At 50.4% G+C, this 18,723-nt stretch carries 15 protein-coding genes; 8 read left to right on the top strand and 7 right to left on the bottom strand.

Translation table 11 applies throughout. The features are described from left to right. Positions 1–156: 156 nt before the first annotated feature. Positions 157–1,110: a hypothetical protein gene (locus Q1Q75_RS20355; protein ID WP_300674569.1), complete on the bottom strand. Its 954-nt coding sequence runs from the start codon at positions 1,108–1,110 to the stop codon at positions 157–159. A gap of 475 nt (positions 1,111–1,585) precedes the next feature. Between Q1Q75_RS20355 and Q1Q75_RS20350 the strand changes: the two genes are divergently transcribed. Both Q1Q75_RS20350 and Q1Q75_RS20345 read left to right on the top strand, forming a co-directional pair. Next, complete coding sequence (locus tag Q1Q75_RS20350) at positions 1,586–1,924, top strand: phage integrase N-terminal SAM-like domain-containing protein (protein ID WP_300674567.1); 339 nt, start codon at positions 1,586–1,588, stop codon at positions 1,922–1,924. 117 nt (positions 1,925–2,041) lie between these two features. Beyond that, the gene (locus Q1Q75_RS20345) at positions 2,042–2,773 is read left to right on the top strand and encodes an integron integrase (protein WP_300674571.1); all 732 of its coding nucleotides are present in this window, start codon (positions 2,042–2,044) and stop codon (positions 2,771–2,773) included. A 1,552-nt stretch (positions 2,774–4,325) separates the two neighbouring features. Here the strand turns inward: Q1Q75_RS20345 and Q1Q75_RS20340 are convergent. Beyond that, positions 4,326–4,697 (bottom strand): hypothetical protein, encoded by a 372-nt coding sequence (locus Q1Q75_RS20340; protein ID WP_300674565.1) that lies wholly within the window; start codon positions 4,695–4,697, stop codon positions 4,326–4,328. Between the two features lie 34 nt (positions 4,698–4,731). Between Q1Q75_RS20340 and Q1Q75_RS20335 the strand changes: the two genes are divergently transcribed. The 3 genes from Q1Q75_RS20335 to Q1Q75_RS20325 are packed head-to-tail and all read left to right on the top strand — an operon-like array spanning position 4,732 to position 7,198. Next, positions 4,732–5,352: a TetR/AcrR family transcriptional regulator gene (locus Q1Q75_RS20335; protein WP_300674562.1), complete on the top strand. Its 621-nt coding sequence runs from the start codon at positions 4,732–4,734 to the stop codon at positions 5,350–5,352. Between the two features lie 9 nt (positions 5,353–5,361). After that, a complete protein-coding gene (locus Q1Q75_RS20330; RefSeq protein WP_300674560.1) occupies positions 5,362–6,195 on the top strand; it encodes a CPBP family intramembrane glutamic endopeptidase in 834 nt (277 codons plus the stop codon). 34 nt (positions 6,196–6,229) lie between these two features. Beyond that, complete coding sequence (locus Q1Q75_RS20325) at positions 6,230–7,198, top strand: DUF2860 family protein (protein WP_300674557.1); 969 nt, start codon at positions 6,230–6,232, stop codon at positions 7,196–7,198. Between the two features lie 304 nt (positions 7,199–7,502). Here the strand turns inward: Q1Q75_RS20325 and Q1Q75_RS20320 are convergent, their stop codons facing one another. The 5 genes from Q1Q75_RS20320 to Q1Q75_RS20300 form a co-directional block, all read right to left on the bottom strand. After that, positions 7,503–8,183 (bottom strand): TPM domain-containing protein, encoded by a 681-nt coding sequence (locus Q1Q75_RS20320; RefSeq protein ID WP_300674554.1) that lies wholly within the window; start codon positions 8,181–8,183, stop codon positions 7,503–7,505. Positions 8,184–8,188: 5 nt separating this feature from the next. After that, the gene (locus Q1Q75_RS20315; protein WP_300674552.1) at positions 8,189–8,935 is read right to left on the bottom strand and encodes a TPM domain-containing protein; all 747 of its coding nucleotides are present in this window, start codon (positions 8,933–8,935) and stop codon (positions 8,189–8,191) included. Between the two features lie 783 nt (positions 8,936–9,718). Continuing rightward, the gene (locus Q1Q75_RS20310) at positions 9,719–10,885 is read right to left on the bottom strand and encodes an ABC transporter substrate-binding protein (RefSeq protein WP_300674549.1); all 1,167 of its coding nucleotides are present in this window, start codon (positions 10,883–10,885) and stop codon (positions 9,719–9,721) included. A gap of 16 nt (positions 10,886–10,901) precedes the next feature. After that, a complete protein-coding gene (locus Q1Q75_RS20305; RefSeq protein ID WP_300674547.1) occupies positions 10,902–11,882 on the bottom strand; it encodes a response regulator in 981 nt (326 codons plus the stop codon). Between the two features lie 89 nt (positions 11,883–11,971). After that, positions 11,972–14,671 (bottom strand): hybrid sensor histidine kinase/response regulator, encoded by a 2,700-nt coding sequence (locus Q1Q75_RS20300; RefSeq protein ID WP_300674544.1) that lies wholly within the window; start codon positions 14,669–14,671, stop codon positions 11,972–11,974. Between the two features lie 674 nt (positions 14,672–15,345). Here Q1Q75_RS20300 and Q1Q75_RS20295 point away from each other — a divergent pair. The 3 genes from Q1Q75_RS20295 to Q1Q75_RS20285 all read left to right on the top strand — a co-directional run bounded on the left by Q1Q75_RS20295 (position 15,346) and on the right by Q1Q75_RS20285 (position 18,204). Continuing rightward, positions 15,346–16,338, top strand: a complete 993-nt coding sequence (locus Q1Q75_RS20295) for a TRAP transporter substrate-binding protein (RefSeq protein WP_300674542.1) — start codon at positions 15,346–15,348, stop codon at positions 16,336–16,338. 69 nt (positions 16,339–16,407) lie between these two features. Beyond that, complete coding sequence (locus tag Q1Q75_RS20290) at positions 16,408–16,908, top strand: TRAP transporter small permease (protein WP_300674539.1); 501 nt, start codon at positions 16,408–16,410, stop codon at positions 16,906–16,908. Between the two features lie 15 nt (positions 16,909–16,923). After that, the gene (locus Q1Q75_RS20285) at positions 16,924–18,204 is read left to right on the top strand and encodes a TRAP transporter large permease (RefSeq protein WP_300674537.1); all 1,281 of its coding nucleotides are present in this window, start codon (positions 16,924–16,926) and stop codon (positions 18,202–18,204) included. Positions 18,205–18,723 lie beyond the last annotated feature (519 nt).

Genomic DNA, 18,723 nt, shown 5'->3' with positions numbered 1-18,723 from the left:
TTGTTCTTAATTCCAATGCCAAGGCAGACCTTGCAGGGGAAAGATGTTCAATATGAACACGAGCTACCCATTAGGTAATATCAACCGATTTCAAAGGTTTTACCCTTATCCCAAGGTTTCGGATTTATCTCGGCACGATTATTTATTTGTTAAAAGCTATTCTATAAATTCAATTTTTGTAAATCTTGCATTGGAAACAATTAAATTGTAACGATTTATAAAGGTTTTTAGTTTCTTAGGATCTTGTATAGTTTCAAGAAGCCAATTTTCTACAGCATTGTTAGTTTCAGCATAAAATTTATGAATGTTAAGATATTTACCCGTATTAGTTTCATTCTGTACTTCATCAGGAAGGTAACCGGCTTGTACAATTAGTCTTGTAACATCACCTTTTATAACTCTACGAGACTCGTAATTAGTCATATGTAATAACGAGTTACGAAGTTCCCATAGTTCTTGTGCTGTAATATTTAATTTTTGGAGGTTGAGATGATTTTCAATCCAAATAATAAAATTGTTTCTAACATCTCCCAGCTCTAAAAAAGCGAAGCTATCTATACTGGAAAGTAGTAGTTTTGTTCCCTCTATGTAATGACCGGATTTTATCAGCATTGAAACTGCATTTAAAAAATCATCTTCGATTAGTTTATCAATGTGGAAACCCGCATAATCAGAATATTTATCTAAGTAGTTTTGAGGTTCCCTCAAATGTATTTCGCTAACGTCCTTATCGTTGATATATACTGGAACCTCTTTGTCAATGCTAAGCTTTCCGTCGACAATAATGCTTACACACATTAAAGGATTTTCAACTGAATTGTAGTAATTAAATATGTCCCCAAATATTTCATATGATTTTCCAACATCGCAAAGATCTTGGTACTTTTCAGAACGCAAAACTCCTTTTATGATGCTGTTTTCTGGATCAATAATTTGATATCTATCAGGAATTGGGAACTCAGTTAAATTGTTTATGTCGGATTCAACATTTTTTTGTAGAAAGTTAATTTTTTCTTGGTCTGTTCCTTTATGAACGCGAGTCTTAACACCAATTGTTTTTATGAAATTATTTTGACTTATAAGGAATATGTTGAATATGAGTTCTTCCATCGAAATCAATTCCTTTTAACATTGTGAATAACCCGCTCTTTTTTCTACTTATCACCTATATAGCCATGACATTTGGATAGGGTATCCGATATCCAAGGGGATAAAGTGGAAAATTGGAGGGGGTAGGTTTCCATGTTTTGATGTTCAATACTACCGAACATATTTTCCAGTTATTGAAGAGGAGATCATAGTTTGCACACCAAATCAAGAATAGATTGACAAGCCAACCACAACTGCCATAATTTATTCATAAAAAGTCTAAAACTGTCTTTGAATACTCTCGCTTGAGCCTGCCCTGGGTCGTCACTATATATTGATATACCTGCCTTTTACTTTCCATGTTTTGTCTTGAATACCGTGATAGATGGCCATAATTCCATCTTAAGACGTTGATATGTGCAGTTTTCCATGTTTGAGGTTTAATAAGCCGGTACCAAACAAGTTCGTATACCCCCTACTATTCAATGAGTGAAAAATGGAACCCTTCCGTCCCAACCCCAACCTGAAGCTCATGGATCAGGTTACACAGGTCCTTCGGTATCATCACTACGCCTATTCAACGCAAAAAAACTACGGCCAATGGATACGGCACTACATCGGGTTCCATGGCAACCGGCATCCGGCAGAGATGGGAAAGACTGAAATAGAGTCGTTTCTTTCCTACCTGGCTGAAAAACGCCAGGTTGCAGCCTCGACCCAGAAGCAGGCCCTTAACGCCATTGTGTTTCTCTACAAGCGGGTTCTCTTCATTCCTGTGGATGAGGCCCTTGAACTTGTTCGGGCTAACCCGGATATTTCACGAGCCGAAGGGTGAGAAAATCAAACAGAATACCGTGGATTACATTTTGCATTTTTGAAACGACTTAAAATATTACTACAAAGAACTGTAATTACGAATTATTCCTAAGTCCTGATTGTTTTCTCATGAAATATCCGGGCTAAGAAGAAACAACGGATACCTGTGGTACTCAGCCAGGATGAGGTTAAAGCCGTTCTTTACAATATGCAGGGCACCCACCGGCTCATGGGGCGGTTGATGTACGGCGGCGGGCTTCGTCTGATGGAGTGCATCCGACTGAGAATAAAAGACATCGATTTTTCGCGTGGGAAGCTTTACATCCTCATGGCAAAGGGAAGAAAGGATCGGGCGACCCTGCTTCCCGTTTCCGTCCGTGAGGAGCTGACACACCACGTTGAGAGGGTCCTGCGCCTCCACGAAGAAGACCTTGCGGAAGGATTCGGAACGGTCTACATCCCCCCTGCCCTCTTACGGAAATACCCATCGAGCAGCACAGAGCCGGGATGGCAATATGTCTTCCCTTCACGGATCCGGTCCATTGACCCGCAAACCCGTGTTGAAAGACGTCACCACATTCAAGAGTCCGGGCTTCAGAAGGCGGTTAAACGGGCAGTGAGACAGACTTCAATCACCAAGTGGGCCACCTGCCACACCTTTCGACATTCCTTTGCCACTCACCTCCTTGAAAACGGGGTAAACATTCGCGTCGTACAGGTACTGATGGGGCACAGCGATGTAAAAACCACTGAGATTTATACCCATGTCATGGACAAAACCATTAACGAAATCGCCTCACCCTTGGATACCGCCATGGGGATGGGCAAAGACGAATTCCAGGGAACAGACGCCATACGATTGCCCTAACCCGGATATTTCATCTTCTGCGTTAATAGAGCTTTGAGATAAACCACTACATCTACAGCTCTGATGCCTTGAATATGAGCGCACTCGACTCGTGTAATATACAAGCTAACACACCAAGCGAATGCGAATGCTTCCGGGAGAACGCCACCCGATTCCTGCCGGATCTTCTTTCGTGTTTTTCGTGTGGTTCGTGGTCGACTCCTTGCTTTTTGCTCTTCACATGGGACCGAAGTCCATGGTTCTTTTGCGTGGTTCACACTCGGGAACTCAGCTTCTGCGCCAACCCAACGTATTTCGGTTGGCCAGTGGTAAAGAAATGGTGCGCAAGCACACCCTACACGGTGTCGCATGGCGGGACGTGATCTCCACACCAGCCGCGTGAGGTAGATTAAGTTCTAAAAAAGGGTATAGGGGACAGACAACAAACGCTTTTCCGCTCTAAAAAAGAATTTTTGAACCACGAAAGACACGAAAGACACGAAAGACACGAAAAAAAAGCTCAAGAAATAGAAAAAATCTCTTTTGGGGTGGCTGAATGCTGCCCTGTTCGTGTTTTCCGTGTGGTTCGTGGTTAAATGGCCCTTGGCTTGCAAGCCGAAGGCCCGGTGCAAGATAGAAGCAACCGCATAATGAAAATATCAAGCACATGGCAACCGCCCTCTATTCCCGCTCGCTTCGAAAAAGAGTCTGGCTGGAACGCCCCCGACAAAAAAAGCCGCGACGGAGCACGGCGCGCCCAGGAGGGTGACGAACCTCCGCCTGTTGTCAACAGCCCCTACCCATCAGGATTTAAGGCCCGCAAATAGCTTAAAAGGCGATAAAAAAGACTTTTGAACCACGAAAGACACGAAAAAAAACTCAAGAAATAGAATAAAATCTCTTTTGGGGTGGCTGAATGCTGCCCTGTTCGTGTTTTTCGTGTGGTTCGTGGTTAAATGGCCCTTGGCTTGCAAACCGAAGCCTCGGTGCAAGACAGAAGCAACCGCATAATGAAAATATCAAGCACATGGCAACCGCCCTCTATTCCCGGTCGCTTCGAAAAAGAGTCTGTCTGAAACGCCCCCGACAAAAAAAGCCGCGACGGAGCACGGCGCGCCCAGGAGGGTGACGAACCTCCGCCCGTTGTCAAAGCCCCTGCCCCTCAGGTTTTAAGGCCCGTAAATGGGTTAAAAGGCGATAAAAAAGACTTTTGAGCCACGAAAAACACAAAAAAAAGCCTAAGATATGGAAAAAATCTCTTTTGAGGCAGCTCAATGCAGCACTGCTCGTTTTTTCCGTGTGGTTCGTGGTTAAATGGCCCTTGGCTTGCAAGCCGAAGGCCCGGTGCAAGATAGAAGCAACCGCATAATGAAAATATCAAGCACATGGCAATCGCCCTCTATTCCCGCTCGCTTCGAAAAAAAGTCTGCCTGGAACGGCCCCAACAAAAAAAGCCGCGACGGAGCACGGCGCGCCCAGGAGGGTGACGAACCTCCGCCTGTTGTCAAAGCCCTTAGACAATCACGCTTTTAAACCGCTCTTCCCAGTGTCACAGGCTCATATTCCCTACCCCTCAGGCTTTAAGGCCCGCAAATGGCTTAAAAGGCGATAAAAAAGACTTTTGAGCCACGAAAGGCACGAAAAAAGCCCAAGACACAGAAAAAGAACTCTTTTGGGGCGGCTGAATGCTGCCCTGTTCGTGTTTTTCGTGTGGTTCGTGGTTAAATGGACCTGGGCTTGCAAGCCGAAGGCTCGGTGCAAGACAGAAGCAACCGCATAATGAAAATATCAAGCGCATGCCCCGCTTCCTGCTTTCAAGGTGGCTCACCTTGCCGCCGGAGGCCTTGTTATCAGCAGGTTGCAGAACATTTTTCCCTTGTTTACGGTATTTTAAAGCGAAGAAAATGATTTTTTTGCTTGACCGACCGACGGTCGGTCGGTACACTCACATCCAACATATTATTTTTCAGGAGGTCAAGATGGCACGAATTGTTAAAAAGGCTCCAGAACGACGCAAAGAAATTATCAAAGCGGCAAGGGAACATTTTCAGACCGAAGATTTTAAAAAAATGACCATGCAAGATCTGATGACGAAGCTTAACATCGCAAAAGGAACTATTTATCATCACTTTGCTTCCAAAGGGGAAATCCTGGAAGCCGTTATAGAAGATATGGTTGATGAAGAACTGGTTCGAAAGCAAGACTTACTGAAGAAGCATCAAAGACTGAAACCTCTTGAAAAAATGACCCTTCTCATAACAGAGAGCAGTATGGACCGTGATAATGAGAAACTTCTCGAAAATCTCCATCACCCTGAAAATTCGTTAATCCATACCAGACAACTGGCCCGCTTTCTTTTAAAACTGGCTCCGCTTTACGCCTCGGTTATAGCCGAAGGGTGTGAGGACGGGACCTTCAAGGCAAAGAATCCGCTCGAATGTGCAGAATTTCTTATCGCGGGAGTCCAATTTCTTACAGACATTGGGTTTTATCCCTGGGATGAAGACCAACTCCAGCGTCGAATGGCAGCCTTTCCTTTTTTGGTTGAAACGCTTTTGGGAGCACCGGCAGGTTCATTTAACTTTCTTAACAATGGATAGGGACACATTATGAATATAGCCATGTATTCACACCCGATTCGCTTTTACTTTTTATCCACAATGATCCCCTGGGTCTTGTGGTTTATGGCCGCCTATCTGAGCCATAACATGTCCACTATGAATCATGATGCTCTTTCAGGGGGCTTGCTTGCCTTGCTGGGATTGGTCAGCCCAATGGTCATCGCCTTTATTATGATGGGTTCCAATCCCCACTTGCGTCATGACCTGGTGAAACGATTTTTCAATTTCAACAACATAAAACCTGTGTACATTATTCTCACGTGTTTTCTTATGCTTGGAAGTCTCCTGTTGGCACAGGCCATTTCACTGTTTTTTGGGCACAGCCTGGATCAATTCTCTTTTGCAGGCACTCCCTCTTTCACATTGGGACTTATTCCAGCCTGGTTTCTTCTTTTACTGGCCCCCATGGTTGAAGAGTTAGGATGGCACACCTATGGCACCGATTGCCTGCGTGCCCGATTTAACCTGTTCACCACCTCCCTGATATTCGGCGCATTCTGGGTGCTTTGGCACCTTCCGCTTGCCTTCATAAAAGATTATTACCATAGCAACGTTGCGGAAACAGGATGGATCTACTCATTAAATTTTGCCATCAGCTTATTTCCTTTTGTGATTTTGATGAACTGGCTTTATGTCAAAACAGGCCGCAATATCCTGATTCCAATCGTCTTCCACATTACCGCAGGCCTTTTCAATGAAATGTTTCTAACGCACCCGGACAGCAAGGTTATACAAACCCTGTTGCTGCTTGCATTATCCATTTATCTGATTTGCAAAGACAGGGCTTTGTTTTTCAATCGCGACATGTCAGAGGAAATGTAAACGTTATTCGAGGACACAAAGAAAGGAGGATTGAATGAAACGACACATATTGAAATTTGTTGCGTGTTCCCTCTTCTTGATTTTCATACCACCGGCGGTTCACGCTCAAAGAAAAAAAGACTCTGAACCCGGTTTCTCTGGCAGGTTGCAGGGCGGGGCCATTTTCATACAGACAGACAGTCAGTTATCGACAGACGCCACGAACCGCCAAACCGACACGCTTGACGGACCGGCGGATACCCATCATATAAGCTCAGGGATCGCATCCGTTTACCTCCGCTACCAGTTTGAAAACGGAACGGCTGTGTATGCCGGGAACCCTCTGGAGGTCGGCGAAGGATTTGCTTTGGAGGCGGGGATAAGCCGATCCATGGATGCGGGCACACTGGATATCGCCTTGACCAGCCTCCCCATCGGAGAGGTTTGGAAAAACCCATACCAAACAGTCGGCCCCCGTGAGAAAACCGATATCGACGTGTATGGGCTTCACGTTCAATGGCAGGAGATCGCTGGAAGCCCCTGGGAATTAGAGTACAAAATGGCTCAGATCGACATCGAAGACGATGGGATCGGTGACCTTGAAAACGATCTCGAACGCAGCGGTCAGACCCACGAGCTGGGTATCAAGTATCACCTATCCCCCAAGGGTGGGTTCAGCCTCAGCCCTGAATTGAGCTGCACCTATGGCGACATCAACGGCCGCGCCAACAGCTGCCAGGGAATGAAGTTGGGGGCACTGGTAAAACAGGTCAGGCCACCATGGATTTTTATCGGCCTTGTGTCCGGTTCTCACGACCAGTACAAAAAAAAGCATCCATTGTTTGGCAAGACCCGCAAGGAATCGGCTCTCACGACCTTTGTTCAGGTGATGCGTCTCAATCTTTGGGGGGTGGAACGTCTCTTCGGCAGCTTTGGGGCGGGCTATGTCTGGACGGATGCCAATATTGATTTTTACGATAGCCAGACCATCATGGGCCTCGCCAGTGTGGGGATAAATTTTTAAATACAGACGAACAGGCTTGCTCAAAGAAATCAATCGATGCCCGAGTCCATGGGAGGATGGCTCCACTCAGGCACCGGTCGCCTCGGTTTGCCCCTCATGGGGTACCCCCCCTGCAAAAAAAGCCGCGACGGAGCACGGCGCGCCCCGAAGGGTGCCGAAGCTCCGCCTGTTGTCAAAGTCCTGAGGGTGTGTCGCCTTTTCAACAATCACACGTTTAAACCGCTCATCCCAGTGTTCACAGGCGCATGTTTCCTGTCCCCTCGGTTTCCCGTGGCGAGTGGCAAGGGCACAGGAAAAATCATTCTCAATCAATCAAATGAAGTGTATCAACCAATTCGTTCTTATCGCCGGGTTTTACGGGGAAATGCCGGGACAGAAGCTCACCACTGAGCCGAATCCCGTTACACAGCCCCTCTTCGGGTTTGCCCTCTTTAAAACCAAGGAGAATGATGTCACAGAGCGCTTGCCAGTCACTGTCACTCAGGGTTTCATTGATGGTTTCGTCACCCACAACGTGCACCATATGCTCGTAGAGGGAGACATAGATGAGAAGACCTGTCGCGTTTTCGGTTCTTCGAATCTTCAACCGTTGAAAGGTCTCACGGGCACGACTCTCCACCTCCTCCTGCATCTCACGCTTGGCGATCAGGGGAAGTCGCAGCAAGGGGAAACGACTCGCCAGGGCCATGCCGATAAAGAACGTACCCACCAGAATAACCAAGGCGATGGGAAGGTTCAGCCTGAATACGGGGTTTCCGCTCCAAGTGTCCACGGAAGGGATCATACCCTGAAACCAGGCCCAGGCACATCCAAACACCACGATAGACAGCAAAAAGGCGAAGAGATCCTCCGCCCGATCGTATCGACCCGAGGCGCTGGCCACCACGGGCACCACCTCAGCGGATGTCGTTTTTTCCACCTCGCCAATCGCGGCTTCGATCGTGTGAATCTCTTCTTCAGTAAACAGTTTTGTCGCTTTTTTCATAATGGTCACCATGATCCCGTTGCACCACCACCACCGGAGGAACCGCCCCCGAAGCCCCCGCCGCTGCCGGCGCTTGAGAGCATGGTTCGGATGATGAAAAAAAGAATAACACCCAGAACAGCAATAAGGGCCCAGGCCCATCCCTTCCGCCCCGACTTGAACAGGTTGATGATCACCACCACCATGAGAACAAATCCGCCCACCACTGCAGGCAGAAACCACCAGGGAGCCGTTGCTTTGGGCAGGGCGAGCCCACGGGCCATGGCATCGAGCCCCCGAACCCCGTCGGCAATCCCGGTTGAATAATCCCCTCGTTTAAACGAAGGAATAATGAGCTCATTCATGACCTGGCGAGCCTGGGTGTCGTAATCCCGGCCCCAATCGGCCCCCAACTCAATGCGTGCCTTGCGATCCCCCCTGGAGACCAGCAGCAGAATCCCGTAGTTGCGATCCTCCCAGCCGATCCCCCACTCATCGAAGAGCGCGGTGGCATATTCCTCGATGCTCATCGTAATCGCATCATAATCCGCCAGAGACGTGAGGGTGACCACATAAAGCGGGATCCTCTCTTCGGCAAGGAGGGCCGCGGCCACACCATCGATCCGGTCCCCCTTCTCCGCATCAATCAACCCCGCCCCGTCCACATAGTAGTGTTCAGCGGGCGGCTTCTCCGGAAAGCTGTTGCCAAATGCGCATAGCGGCACCAGCAGCATCAGAAGTGCCCCCCATGTGATAAGCCTTTTTTTCATCATAATGAATTTTCCGTTTGACTGTGTTGAATGGTTCTGAAACCTGAAATGACCGAATCCATGCCCATTCAAAGCGCAAGAAAATGATAAAAGGACAAAAAGCTTGCCTCCGGCGGCAAGGTGGAGCCACCTTGAAAGCGGTTTTGCGAATGCTCCCCGGCTATCTGTACTTGCGGCTCCCCGCGTCCGCATTCGCGTAAAGGGTGAGGGGAACGTATGGCGAGGAGTCTCTTCTGAATTCTTTTCTTTCCGGGATCTTTAAAATGATCGTAACTATTCAGCTATCCATTTTTCCTTTATGACCCCGGCCTGACAACACCCTACGCTTTTCGACTTCCCCTCGCAGGCGGGGATCCATGTATGAAAATCCGTATCGTTCTCATTTTTACAATGACGTACCGGGTGGATGCGTAGGGAGCGCCGTGCGAACCGTCAGGCGTATCGCAAACCGGAAACACCGCATGTTGAAATAAGACTCGTGGTCATCGTTAACTTGCGAGGCCGATGGTCCTCTCTACGGTAGAAGGTGCGGGATCCGCACCTTACGCGGTGATGAAAAGACGTGACGTATTGGCATTTTAATCTTTCTGTAATTTGCCTCGAACGACCTGGCGAAGGCAAACTGAATAGTTACAAATGATCGAGGAATAAAAGGATCATACAAAAAAACAGAAGCCGCCCCACCCACAAAATTATATATTATTTAAGGCATGTTATTCAGGGATGAATGTCTCACAGGTTGTTGCGGAGGTCAATCGTATTTCGCCCGTCCCCCGGTTTCTTGAATCAGGGGGCGATCTTTTTAAACATGACAAAACGCCCCTCTTTCACCTGAATAATCTCAGCGCTCTTCACGGGATCACCACCGCTTTTAAACTGAATCGTCCCGGTCACACCGGCGTAATTCCGGGTTCCGGCCAATCCTGCGCGAATGGCTTCCGGGGCGACACTGCCCTGCTCTTCGATGGCATGAAACAACAAACCCAGGGCGTCATATATATGGGCGGCGTTGTCGTTGGGATCCACCTTATAGCGTTCGCGGTAGGACGCTAAAAATGCTTTATTCTGCTCGTTGTCCAACGACAGGGTATAGTCGGTGCTGAAGAAGCCCCCTTCCACGGCAGCCCGGTCTTTTCCTCTCTCAAGACCCCACCAGTCGTCTCCACCCATCAGGGGAAGTTCGATGCCAGCCTTGCGAGCGAGCCTTGCCTGCCGGGGAACCTCATTCCCGTAATTCGGCAGGAACAGGAGCTGGGCACCACTGACCCGAATGGCCTCGAACTGGTGGGTCCATGTCTTTTCTCCAGAGATATAGGGCTCAAAGGCCACCACCTGGCCTCCCTTGGCTTCAAACTCTTTTTTAAAGAGACCGGCCAGGCTGCTGCTGTCCCCGCTGGTCACGTCAAACAACACCGCGGCTTTTTTTACGTCCAGATCACCGAGGGCAAAGCGGGCGAGCGCCTCGGCCTGAAACGTGTCGCTGAAGATGGTCCGAAACGTAAACCGTTTACCGGCCGTGATCTGGGGATGGGTTGCCATGGACGTGATAAACGGGATGCCCTGGCTTTCGGCAAGGGCGGCGATGGGAATGGCCACCTGATTACGGGGGGCTCCGACAAGGGCCGCCACATTGTACCGGGCAATGAGCTTCCGTGCGACACCCAATGCGATCTGTGGGTTGCCCTCACTGTCAGCAAAGGTCAGCGTCACCTTCAACCTGCGTCCGTCAATTTCCAGCCCCCCCCGATCATTGACGATACTGGCGGCAAGCATGGCTCCATTCACGTAGGATTTTCCCCACCTGGCATCCGAATCTCCGGTGAGCGGCGCGATGACGCCGATCCGTACCTCTGAAAGCTGGGGAGGAGGATAGCAGGCAGGCAATCCCGACACGAGAAGGCTTAACATCAGTGCAGGCCCGAGCAGGGATGAAAAAAAGCACAATTTCAACATGGTCTTTCCTTTGAATTCATGGGGCAAGGGTCGACAGATACGTTCTCAGGTTTGTTTTCTTGTTGTTCAGTCCCAGTTTTTTTCTGATATTGTGCCTGAAATTTGAAACCGTGCTGATGGACAGGTTCAGTTGTTCAGCGATTTCCTTACTCCCCTTGTCCTGTCGAATCAAATCCGCAACCCTGATTTCCGTAGGGGTCAAATCGATGTATTTCGATGAGATGCAATTGCTGATCGGGACCACCAGCTCATTGAGATTTGTCTCGATAATCTTGAGGCAGGTTCGGTGCTCTTCCCCAGCGATCGTTCTTCTCATCTGTTCAAGGTAGGGGTGGACGTATTTTTTTAAATTGACCGCCATGTTGTCCTCAATGGCTCGTTTCTCAAGATCCCTGTGATCCAGCATAGACTTCAGCGCCTGGTTGACCTCCTCAAGATGCCGTGATTTTTCTCTCAGCTCTGCCGTGCGTTGGGCCACATTCAGCTCCATCTGATCATGCTTTTCCTGAAGCATCGCCTCCACGCGCTGACGTTCGATGATTTCATGATGGAGAAGCAGGATCTTTTCATTGAGTTGCTTTTTGAGTTTAAAAAAACCCAAATGGGTCTGGACACGGGCCAGGACCTCCTCAAACTGAAAGGGCTTCGTGATGTAGTCTGCGCAGCCCAGGCCAAATCCTTTGACTTTGTCTTCCGAGTCATCCAGTGCGCTGATAAAAATAACCGGGATCTCTGAGGTTCGTCCCTCTGCTTTCAACCGGCTGCACACCTCGTATCCATCCATGCCCGACATTTTGATATCCAGAAGAATCAGATCGGGCAGGGAACGTTCCACGGCTCCGAGTGCCAGAGACCCCTTGGAGGCCGCATGCACTTTGTACCCGGCCTCGGTCAGCAGCTGCACAAGAATTCTGAGATTCTCCGGGTTGTCGTCAACCACGAGAATATTCGCTTCAGCATGATTCACGTCTTCTGAAAGCGTGTGATCTATCTCCATATTGCATCTCCGTACGATTATGCCTCCGGCGGCCCTGCCGGGGCCAAACGATTGCCTGATTTTATAAAGACAGGTTTGACAAACAGGTCTTAAAAATTGTTCTTAATTAAAGCAAGTATTTCATCATATCGAAAGCTGTTTGCCAGAGTCGCCAGGGAATCGGCGATGGGTCCATCGATTTCTCGGACCCGGTCGATGATCGTTCCGACCCCCTGAACATCACAGGCCGTTGCCGCATCGGCCAGCTCTTTGAGCAGACTCTCCGGCAGCAGGGCCAGGGCCTCAGGCGTCGGCAGACCGGTGGCCTGTCCGTTGGAATCAGCGGCAAGGGACTGGGGTGGCTCTTCCTCATAGAGATACTGCACCCCAAGGTGCCTCTGCATGGTGCCAAAGATTTCCGCCTCTCCAAAGGGCTTGCTGATAAAATCGTCACAGCCCGAGGCCAGGGCGTCGGTCCTCTGATCGTCAAAGGAGCTGGCGGTGAGGGCGATGACCTTGGTTTTCTCCCCCATGGGGGTTGCCTTGATCTTCCGGGTGGTGTCATAGCCGTTCATCACCGGCATCTTCAGGTCCATCCAGACAAGATGCGGCTGCCACTGGTCAAAAACCTGAAGCCCTTCCTGTCCATTTTTCGCTTCCCGTACGGCAAAGCCCACGGTCGTGAGCAGTGTCCTCAGCAATTCGCGGCTTTCCGGGTTGTTTTCAACAATAAGGATCCGCCATGCCTGCTGGTCCGGCGTTAAACGGATCACCCGACGGGCTGGAGTCTCTATGCTGATTTCAGACACTTCAGCCGATTCGAATTCAATATCAAATCGAAAAAGAGACCCTTTATCCGCCAATCTTTCGGCTGAAATCCCTCCCCCCATGAGATGGACATACTCCTTGCTGATCGCCAGCCCCAGCCCCGTCCCTTCCCTCTCTTTCTCGCCGCATCCGGTCTGGGAGAAGGCATCGAAAATAATCCCGGCCTCACTTCTCTCGATACCGACCCCCGTGTCCTCGACATCAAAGAACAGACGGGGGACCTCAGGGGAATCCGGCTTCCCCCCCTGGCACCACGCTCGGAGGATCACCCCCCCTTTATCTGTAAATTTAACGGCATTGCCAAGCAGATTGACGAGGACCTGGCGCAGCTTGGTTTCATCTGTCCGGATGTATCGGGGCAGGTCCGGGGCGGCCTGAACTCTCAGTTGCAACCCCTTGCCATCGGTCCAGTTGCGCATCATTTTTTCAATCTCTACCAGGGTGCGATGAAGATCAAAGCCCTGCTTCTTCACGGTCACTCTTCCGGCCTCTATCTTAGACATCTCCAGGATATCGTTAATCAGGGCCAAAAGATGCTCACCGCTTCGGGTGATGGTCTTAAGAGATTCCTGCTGGTCATCGGTGATGCGGACGTCCCGATTCAACAGGTTGGAAAACCCCAAAATGATGTTCAAAGGGGTTCTCAATTCATGGCTCATATTGGCGAGAAATCGACTCTTGGCACGGCTCGCGGCCTCGGCAGACTCTTTGGCCCCCTGCAACAGGCGATTGGTAACGGACAGCTCCGAGGTGCGCTCATTAACCCGCTGCTCAAGCCCTTCGTTAAGTTTAAGGACTTCATCCTCAGCCCCCTGCCGGACGGCAATCTCATGCTGAAGCCTCACATTGATCTTCTCAAGATCCTCGGTCCGCTCGGCAACCCGTTCTTCAAGATGTTCGCGATGTTTTTTCAGCTGTCCGATCATCAGGTTAAAGGAGCGGGCCAGGATGCCCACCTCGTCTTCCGTGAGGACAGGGACAACCGATTCTAAATCCCCTTCGGCCACCTGCATGGCGGTATCGGCAATTTTCCGAATGGGCCACACGATCTGGCGAGCCAGCCCATAGCCCCCCAAGGTCAACAACAAGGCGGAGGCAACCCCCACGATAAGAATGTCCACGGCCAGTTTTCGGGCTGGCGAAAAAGCTTCTTCCTGGCTCATCTCCACCAGCAGGGCCAGCTGCCGCTCCTCCAGCCACCGGTACACGCCAATCACCGGGATACCGGCGTAGTTTTGATAGAGTCCTGCCCCATTTCGCCCCAGAAGCGCGTTATCAATGCCCTCGGTATGAACGCCCCGTGGAAACTCCAGACGGCCAAATCGATCTGCCGACACAAAGACATTGAGCGAATCCACCAGGTAAGATTCACCGCTTCGACCCAGCCCCACAGATCCCCCGACGATCTGATCCATGTGATTCAGGTCCATGTGCACGGCAAGCACGCCCAGTCGACGCTTGCCCGCTGGGTCGAGAAGGGGCGTTGCGATGGTCAAGGTCGGCTTCAGGGTCATGGGGGATGCGTAGACGCCTTGCACAAAGGTTCCCTGACGCCCCCGGGTATAATAAATGTCCTTTGGCCGGTACAGGCCCTGGCGCTCCGGATCGGTAGAGGCAACGATCTGCCCCCCCGAATCCCCCAGGATAAAAATTTCCTGGGGATCGGACCGGCCGACCCGTATCTTCTCCATGAAAACGGCAAGGGCCTTGTAAGCTTCCTGGTATGCAGAATCCGAGGTGTCATGTTTCAGAAGAGCTTCTGCGGGTCCCCGGACTTCCGGCAGCCCCCCGAGGAAAGCCACATCCAGCTTGCGGTCGTTCACCCACCGATTCAACTCGCCTGCCTTGAATGTCGCCACCGTATTCAACCGATGGAAAACAGAAGCTTTGAGGGCTTCCGTGGCCTGCCGATAAGCGATGTACCCCACCAGACTCACAATCGCCAGGGAGAGGATCAGAAAAGAACCGGTCAGGCGGGCCATCAGGCTTTGTTTCCAAAAACCCGGCCCCGATACTATTTTTGTTAACCGCATTCCATGCCTCACCGCCTCGTCATTCATCTCACCTCGGCACAGGCCGAGGGCCAGATAAATCGTTCCACGCCTTATTTTATACCGACCGCCCGATTAAAAAAGGCACCGAGAGTCCCCTGCCACGCTTAAAATATACATTAAATTCGAGAACATCCAACGGCCACACGGACAGGACAGAGTGACCGGTGAAGATGGAAGATTAAGCATTTTGAACCACGTCTATCTTTTGTATTCATCAATAATATTTGCTCCAAAGGCCTGCCCCCCACAATACCTATATCGTATGGGTATTTTATGAATATTTATGGGATATTTTGTTTTACTTCAAAGCAACTTATCATACTCATAAAAAGAACACAATTTGTTCAAAAAATTCATCATAAGCGTCATGAAAACGCAGGACGCAAGAGCCACTAACAGCCATTCCCTGGATAAGAGGGCATGACAGTCCTCGATTGCAACACGGACCGGGGCTGATGGCAGAAAGAGATGATGGATTGAACACAGGCCCACCTCGAATCCGGCACACGATGCCAGATTCTGAGTGTAAGACGGCACCGCCCGGAAGCTTTGGAGCTGCTTCCGGACATTTTAATATCAATCAGGAGTTAAGGAGTTTAAGGATGTCCAGATTAAAAACATGTTTTGCAGCCCTTATGATCACTCTATTTGTCACCACTTCGTCTGCAGTCGCAGGCCCTATTGTGATCAAACTTGCCCACCCCAACGTTCCTCAGCACCCCATGGGTCAGGCGTTTGAAAAGTTCAAATCACTTCTGGAAGAACGAAGCAACGGCGAATTTCGCGTGGATATTTTCGACAGTTCAAAATTCGGAAACTTTGACAGCGTTGTTCAGGGCCTCCAGTTCAACATGCTCCAGATGGGATCTGCAGCCACGCCGAACCTTGCCCCTTTCTCCGATGAATTCCTGATTTTTGACCTGCCCTTCCTCTTCCCGGACTACCCTTCTGCAGACAAAATCACCGACGGCCCCATCGGCATGAACGCCACGAAAGCCCTTGAGAAGAGCGGCATCATCGGACTGGGTTATATTGAAATCGGTTTCCGTAACCTCTGGAACAACAAAAAAGCCGTGGCCACCCTCGAAGACGCCAAGGGCCTGAAAATCCGTTCCACCCCCTCCAAAGCGCACATCGCTACCCTGAAAAACCTGGGCATGAACCCGACTCCTATCTCCTGGGGCGAGGTCTACACGGCCCTTCAGCAGAAAACCGTAGACGGCATCGACATTGACCTGAACCTGGCATGGCACAACAACTTCCCTGAAGTCAACAACCATGTCACCATCGTCAACAGCCTCTACAGCCCCCACCTGGTCATGATCTCCAAGCGCTTCCTGGACGGCCTCAACGCCAAGAACAGAGAGCTGGTCCTGAAAACCTTCGACGAGTGCAAGCTCTATGAACGAAAACTGATCCGCGACGGTGAAAAAGAGGTCCTGGCCAAGCTGGAAGCCAAAGGCGTTACCGTGACCACACTCACCCCCGCAGAGCGTAAGCGTTGGGCAGAAGCGTCTGCCGGCGTCTACAAGCAGTTCGAAAAAAGAATCGGAAAAGACCTGATCGAACGAGCCAAGGCCACTATCGCCGAGTAATAAAGAACAACCGGATCTGCCGGACAGGGAGACCCCGTCCGTCAGATCCGGTCACAGGAGCTCATCAGCATGATAAAATCGACCAAATCCATCATTAACCGATCCGAGGAAATTTTCTCCTCCATGGCGCTGGTTATGATGACAGGCATAACCGTCGTACAGGTCTTTAACAGGTACGTGCTCCAGAACTCCCTCGACTGGTCCGAGGAGATTGCGCGTTATCTTTTTATTTGGGCCGTCTATGTAGGGTGCAGCTACGCCACCCAGATGAACCGTCATCTCGAGGTCACGGTTATCCGAAACATGTTCGGTGGAAAAATTGCCAAGCCAGTCACTATCGCAGCCTATCTCTGCACCATTGTGTTTTGTGCCTGCGCCACCTTCTGGGGCATCAAGTTCGTCCTCTTTTTATCCACGACTGGGCAGAAAACACCGGCCCTTGAAGTTCAAATGTATTGGGTTTTTCTCAGTGTTCCAGTGGGTATGGGCCTCATGGCCCTTCGAACCATTGAGAGACTCTGGGGGGTCATCACGGGCAAATTTGATCCCACAATCATGGATATTAATTAAGGAAGACTTGGTCCTATGGATATGGCAATTATTTTAACGTTTGTTTCTCTTGCGGCATTTCTCCTGCTGAGTGTGCCCATCGGGATCGCCATCGGCCTGAGTGTCACCGTAGGGATGACCTTCAGCGATTTGCTCCCTTACGAGTTTCTGATCCAGAAGATGGTCACCTCTCTGGATGTCTTTCCCCTCATGGCGGTTCCGTTTTTCATTATGGCCGGTGAGATCATGCAGAAGGGCAGTATGGCCCAAAGGCTGCTCGCGGTTTCCCGCTCCCTGGTGGGGCATATCACGGGAGGGATGGCGCATATTTCCGTGCTGACCAGCATGTTCTACGGCGCACTCTCCGGATCCGCCCCCGCTACCGTGGCTGCCGTCGGCGGCATCATGATTCCTGCCATGGAAGAAGAGGGGTACAGCAAGCCCTTTTCAACCGCGGTAAATACCGCCGCAGGCTGCCTGGGTGTTATCATCCCCCCCAGTGTTCCCCTGATTATTTATGGCACCACGGCTGGTGTATCCGTGGGTGACCTGTTTATTGCGGGTGTCATCCCCGGCCTGTTCGTCGGGGCCTGCCTGATGCTCTGCAGTTATATTCTGTCTAAAAAATACGGCTTTACCGGTTCCGGAAAACGCGCGCCGATTTCCGTGGTACTTTCATCGCTGAAAGCTGCCCTTCCCGCATTGATGGTTCCTCTCATCGTTCTGGGTGGCATTTATGGCGGATTCACCACACCCACAGAAGCCGGCGTCATTGCTGTGGTTTATTCCCTGATTATGGAAGGGCTCTGCCTGCGGACCCTGTCCTGGAAAAAAATCGCCGATATTTTCAAGGGCACCGCCCTGACCACCTCCTCCATCTTCCTGGTGGTGGCCACCGCCACGGCCCTTGGGCAGATTCTTTTGTTCTACAATTTGCCGAACCAGCTTGTGGATATCCTGACAGGCATTTCGGACAACCGCTACATCCTGATCCCCATCATCCTGGTGTTCCTTCTTGTGATGGGAACATTCATGGACGCCCTGGCCAACATCCTGATCCTGACTCCCCTGCTCCTGCCGGTGGTCAAGCACCTGGGCATGGACCCGATCCATTTCGGTATCGTCATGATCGTGACCTCCTCCATGGGCTTTTTGACCCCCCCCGTAGGTGTCAACCTTTTCGTGGGCTGCAGCATCAGTAACCTGTCCATTGAAAAACTCAGCGTGGCGGTGATGCCCTTCCTGCTCACCATGGTCGTGGCCCTGATGGCCATCGTTTTTATTCCCCAGCTCTCCCTCTGGCTGCCGGGTCTGTAAAACGCCCCAGAATAACGGTTCAACGTAAAATGCCCTCTGGCCACCCGGCCAGAGGGCATTTTTATTTGTAACTATTCAGTTTGTGCCTCCGGCAGCCCTGCCGGGGGCTAAACGTTTGCCTGATTTTATTAAGACGGGTTTAACAAACAGGTTTTACAAAATTACCTTGATTAAATTTCATCTTAAAAGCGGCTGTGATTACCTCTTATTCACAGCCATCGGTTCCCTGTCCATTTCAGGCTTCAATGTCATCCTCACCGGTGAGATTACGGCGGCGTCGTAGGATGGGCACCCATTTAATATCAAAGGGCGAAGCGTGCCCATCTGGCAGTCGGGAAACCCACAACGCTGAAAATTATATAAATTTTTGACGACCAGCATCTCTCCCCGGCGTGATCGGTTGCACCCGCGCCAGATGGGCACGGCACTACCTTTGCCCATCCTGATATGATTGCCCCCTGTCAAGAGACAAATAGCCCCCCATCCATTATTTGCCATAATGGTTATGCATTCTTCGAT

Source organism: Desulfoluna sp. (assembly GCF_030145185.1).
GTDB lineage: Bacteria > Desulfobacterota > Desulfobacteria > Desulfobacterales > Desulfolunaceae > Desulfoluna.
Note: the sequence above shows the minus strand (reverse complement) of the source record. Positions and strands in the feature narration are given on the sequence as shown.

What these genes read in the sequence shown, in the direction of transcription:
- Q1Q75_RS20355 (WP_300674569.1), bottom strand. Translation starts at nt 1,110, where the DNA reads ATGGAAGAACTCATATTCAACATATTCCTTATAAGTCAAAATAATTTC.
- Q1Q75_RS20350 (WP_300674567.1), top strand. Translation starts at nt 1,586, where the DNA reads ATGGAACCCTTCCGTCCCAACCCCAACCTGAAGCTCATGGATCAGGTT.
- Q1Q75_RS20335 (WP_300674562.1), top strand. Translation starts at nt 4,732, where the DNA reads ATGGCACGAATTGTTAAAAAGGCTCCAGAACGACGCAAAGAAATTATC.
- Q1Q75_RS20330 (WP_300674560.1), top strand. Translation starts at nt 5,362, where the DNA reads ATGAATATAGCCATGTATTCACACCCGATTCGCTTTTACTTTTTATCC.
- Q1Q75_RS20325 (WP_300674557.1), top strand. Translation starts at nt 6,230, where the DNA reads ATGAAACGACACATATTGAAATTTGTTGCGTGTTCCCTCTTCTTGATT.
- Q1Q75_RS20320 (WP_300674554.1), bottom strand. Translation starts at nt 8,183, where the DNA reads ATGAAAAAAGCGACAAAACTGTTTACTGAAGAAGAGATTCACACGATC.
- Q1Q75_RS20315 (WP_300674552.1), bottom strand. Translation starts at nt 8,935, where the DNA reads ATGATGAAAAAAAGGCTTATCACATGGGGGGCACTTCTGATGCTGCTG.
- Q1Q75_RS20310 (WP_300674549.1), bottom strand. Translation starts at nt 10,885, where the DNA reads ATGTTGAAATTGTGCTTTTTTTCATCCCTGCTCGGGCCTGCACTGATG.
- Q1Q75_RS20305 (WP_300674547.1), bottom strand. Translation starts at nt 11,882, where the DNA reads ATGGAGATAGATCACACGCTTTCAGAAGACGTGAATCATGCTGAAGCG.
- Q1Q75_RS20300 (WP_300674544.1), bottom strand. Translation starts at nt 14,671, where the DNA reads ATGGCCCGCCTGACCGGTTCTTTTCTGATCCTCTCCCTGGCGATTGTG.
- Q1Q75_RS20295 (WP_300674542.1), top strand. Translation starts at nt 15,346, where the DNA reads ATGTCCAGATTAAAAACATGTTTTGCAGCCCTTATGATCACTCTATTT.
- Q1Q75_RS20290 (WP_300674539.1), top strand. Translation starts at nt 16,408, where the DNA reads ATGATAAAATCGACCAAATCCATCATTAACCGATCCGAGGAAATTTTC.
- Q1Q75_RS20285 (WP_300674537.1), top strand. Translation starts at nt 16,924, where the DNA reads ATGGATATGGCAATTATTTTAACGTTTGTTTCTCTTGCGGCATTTCTC.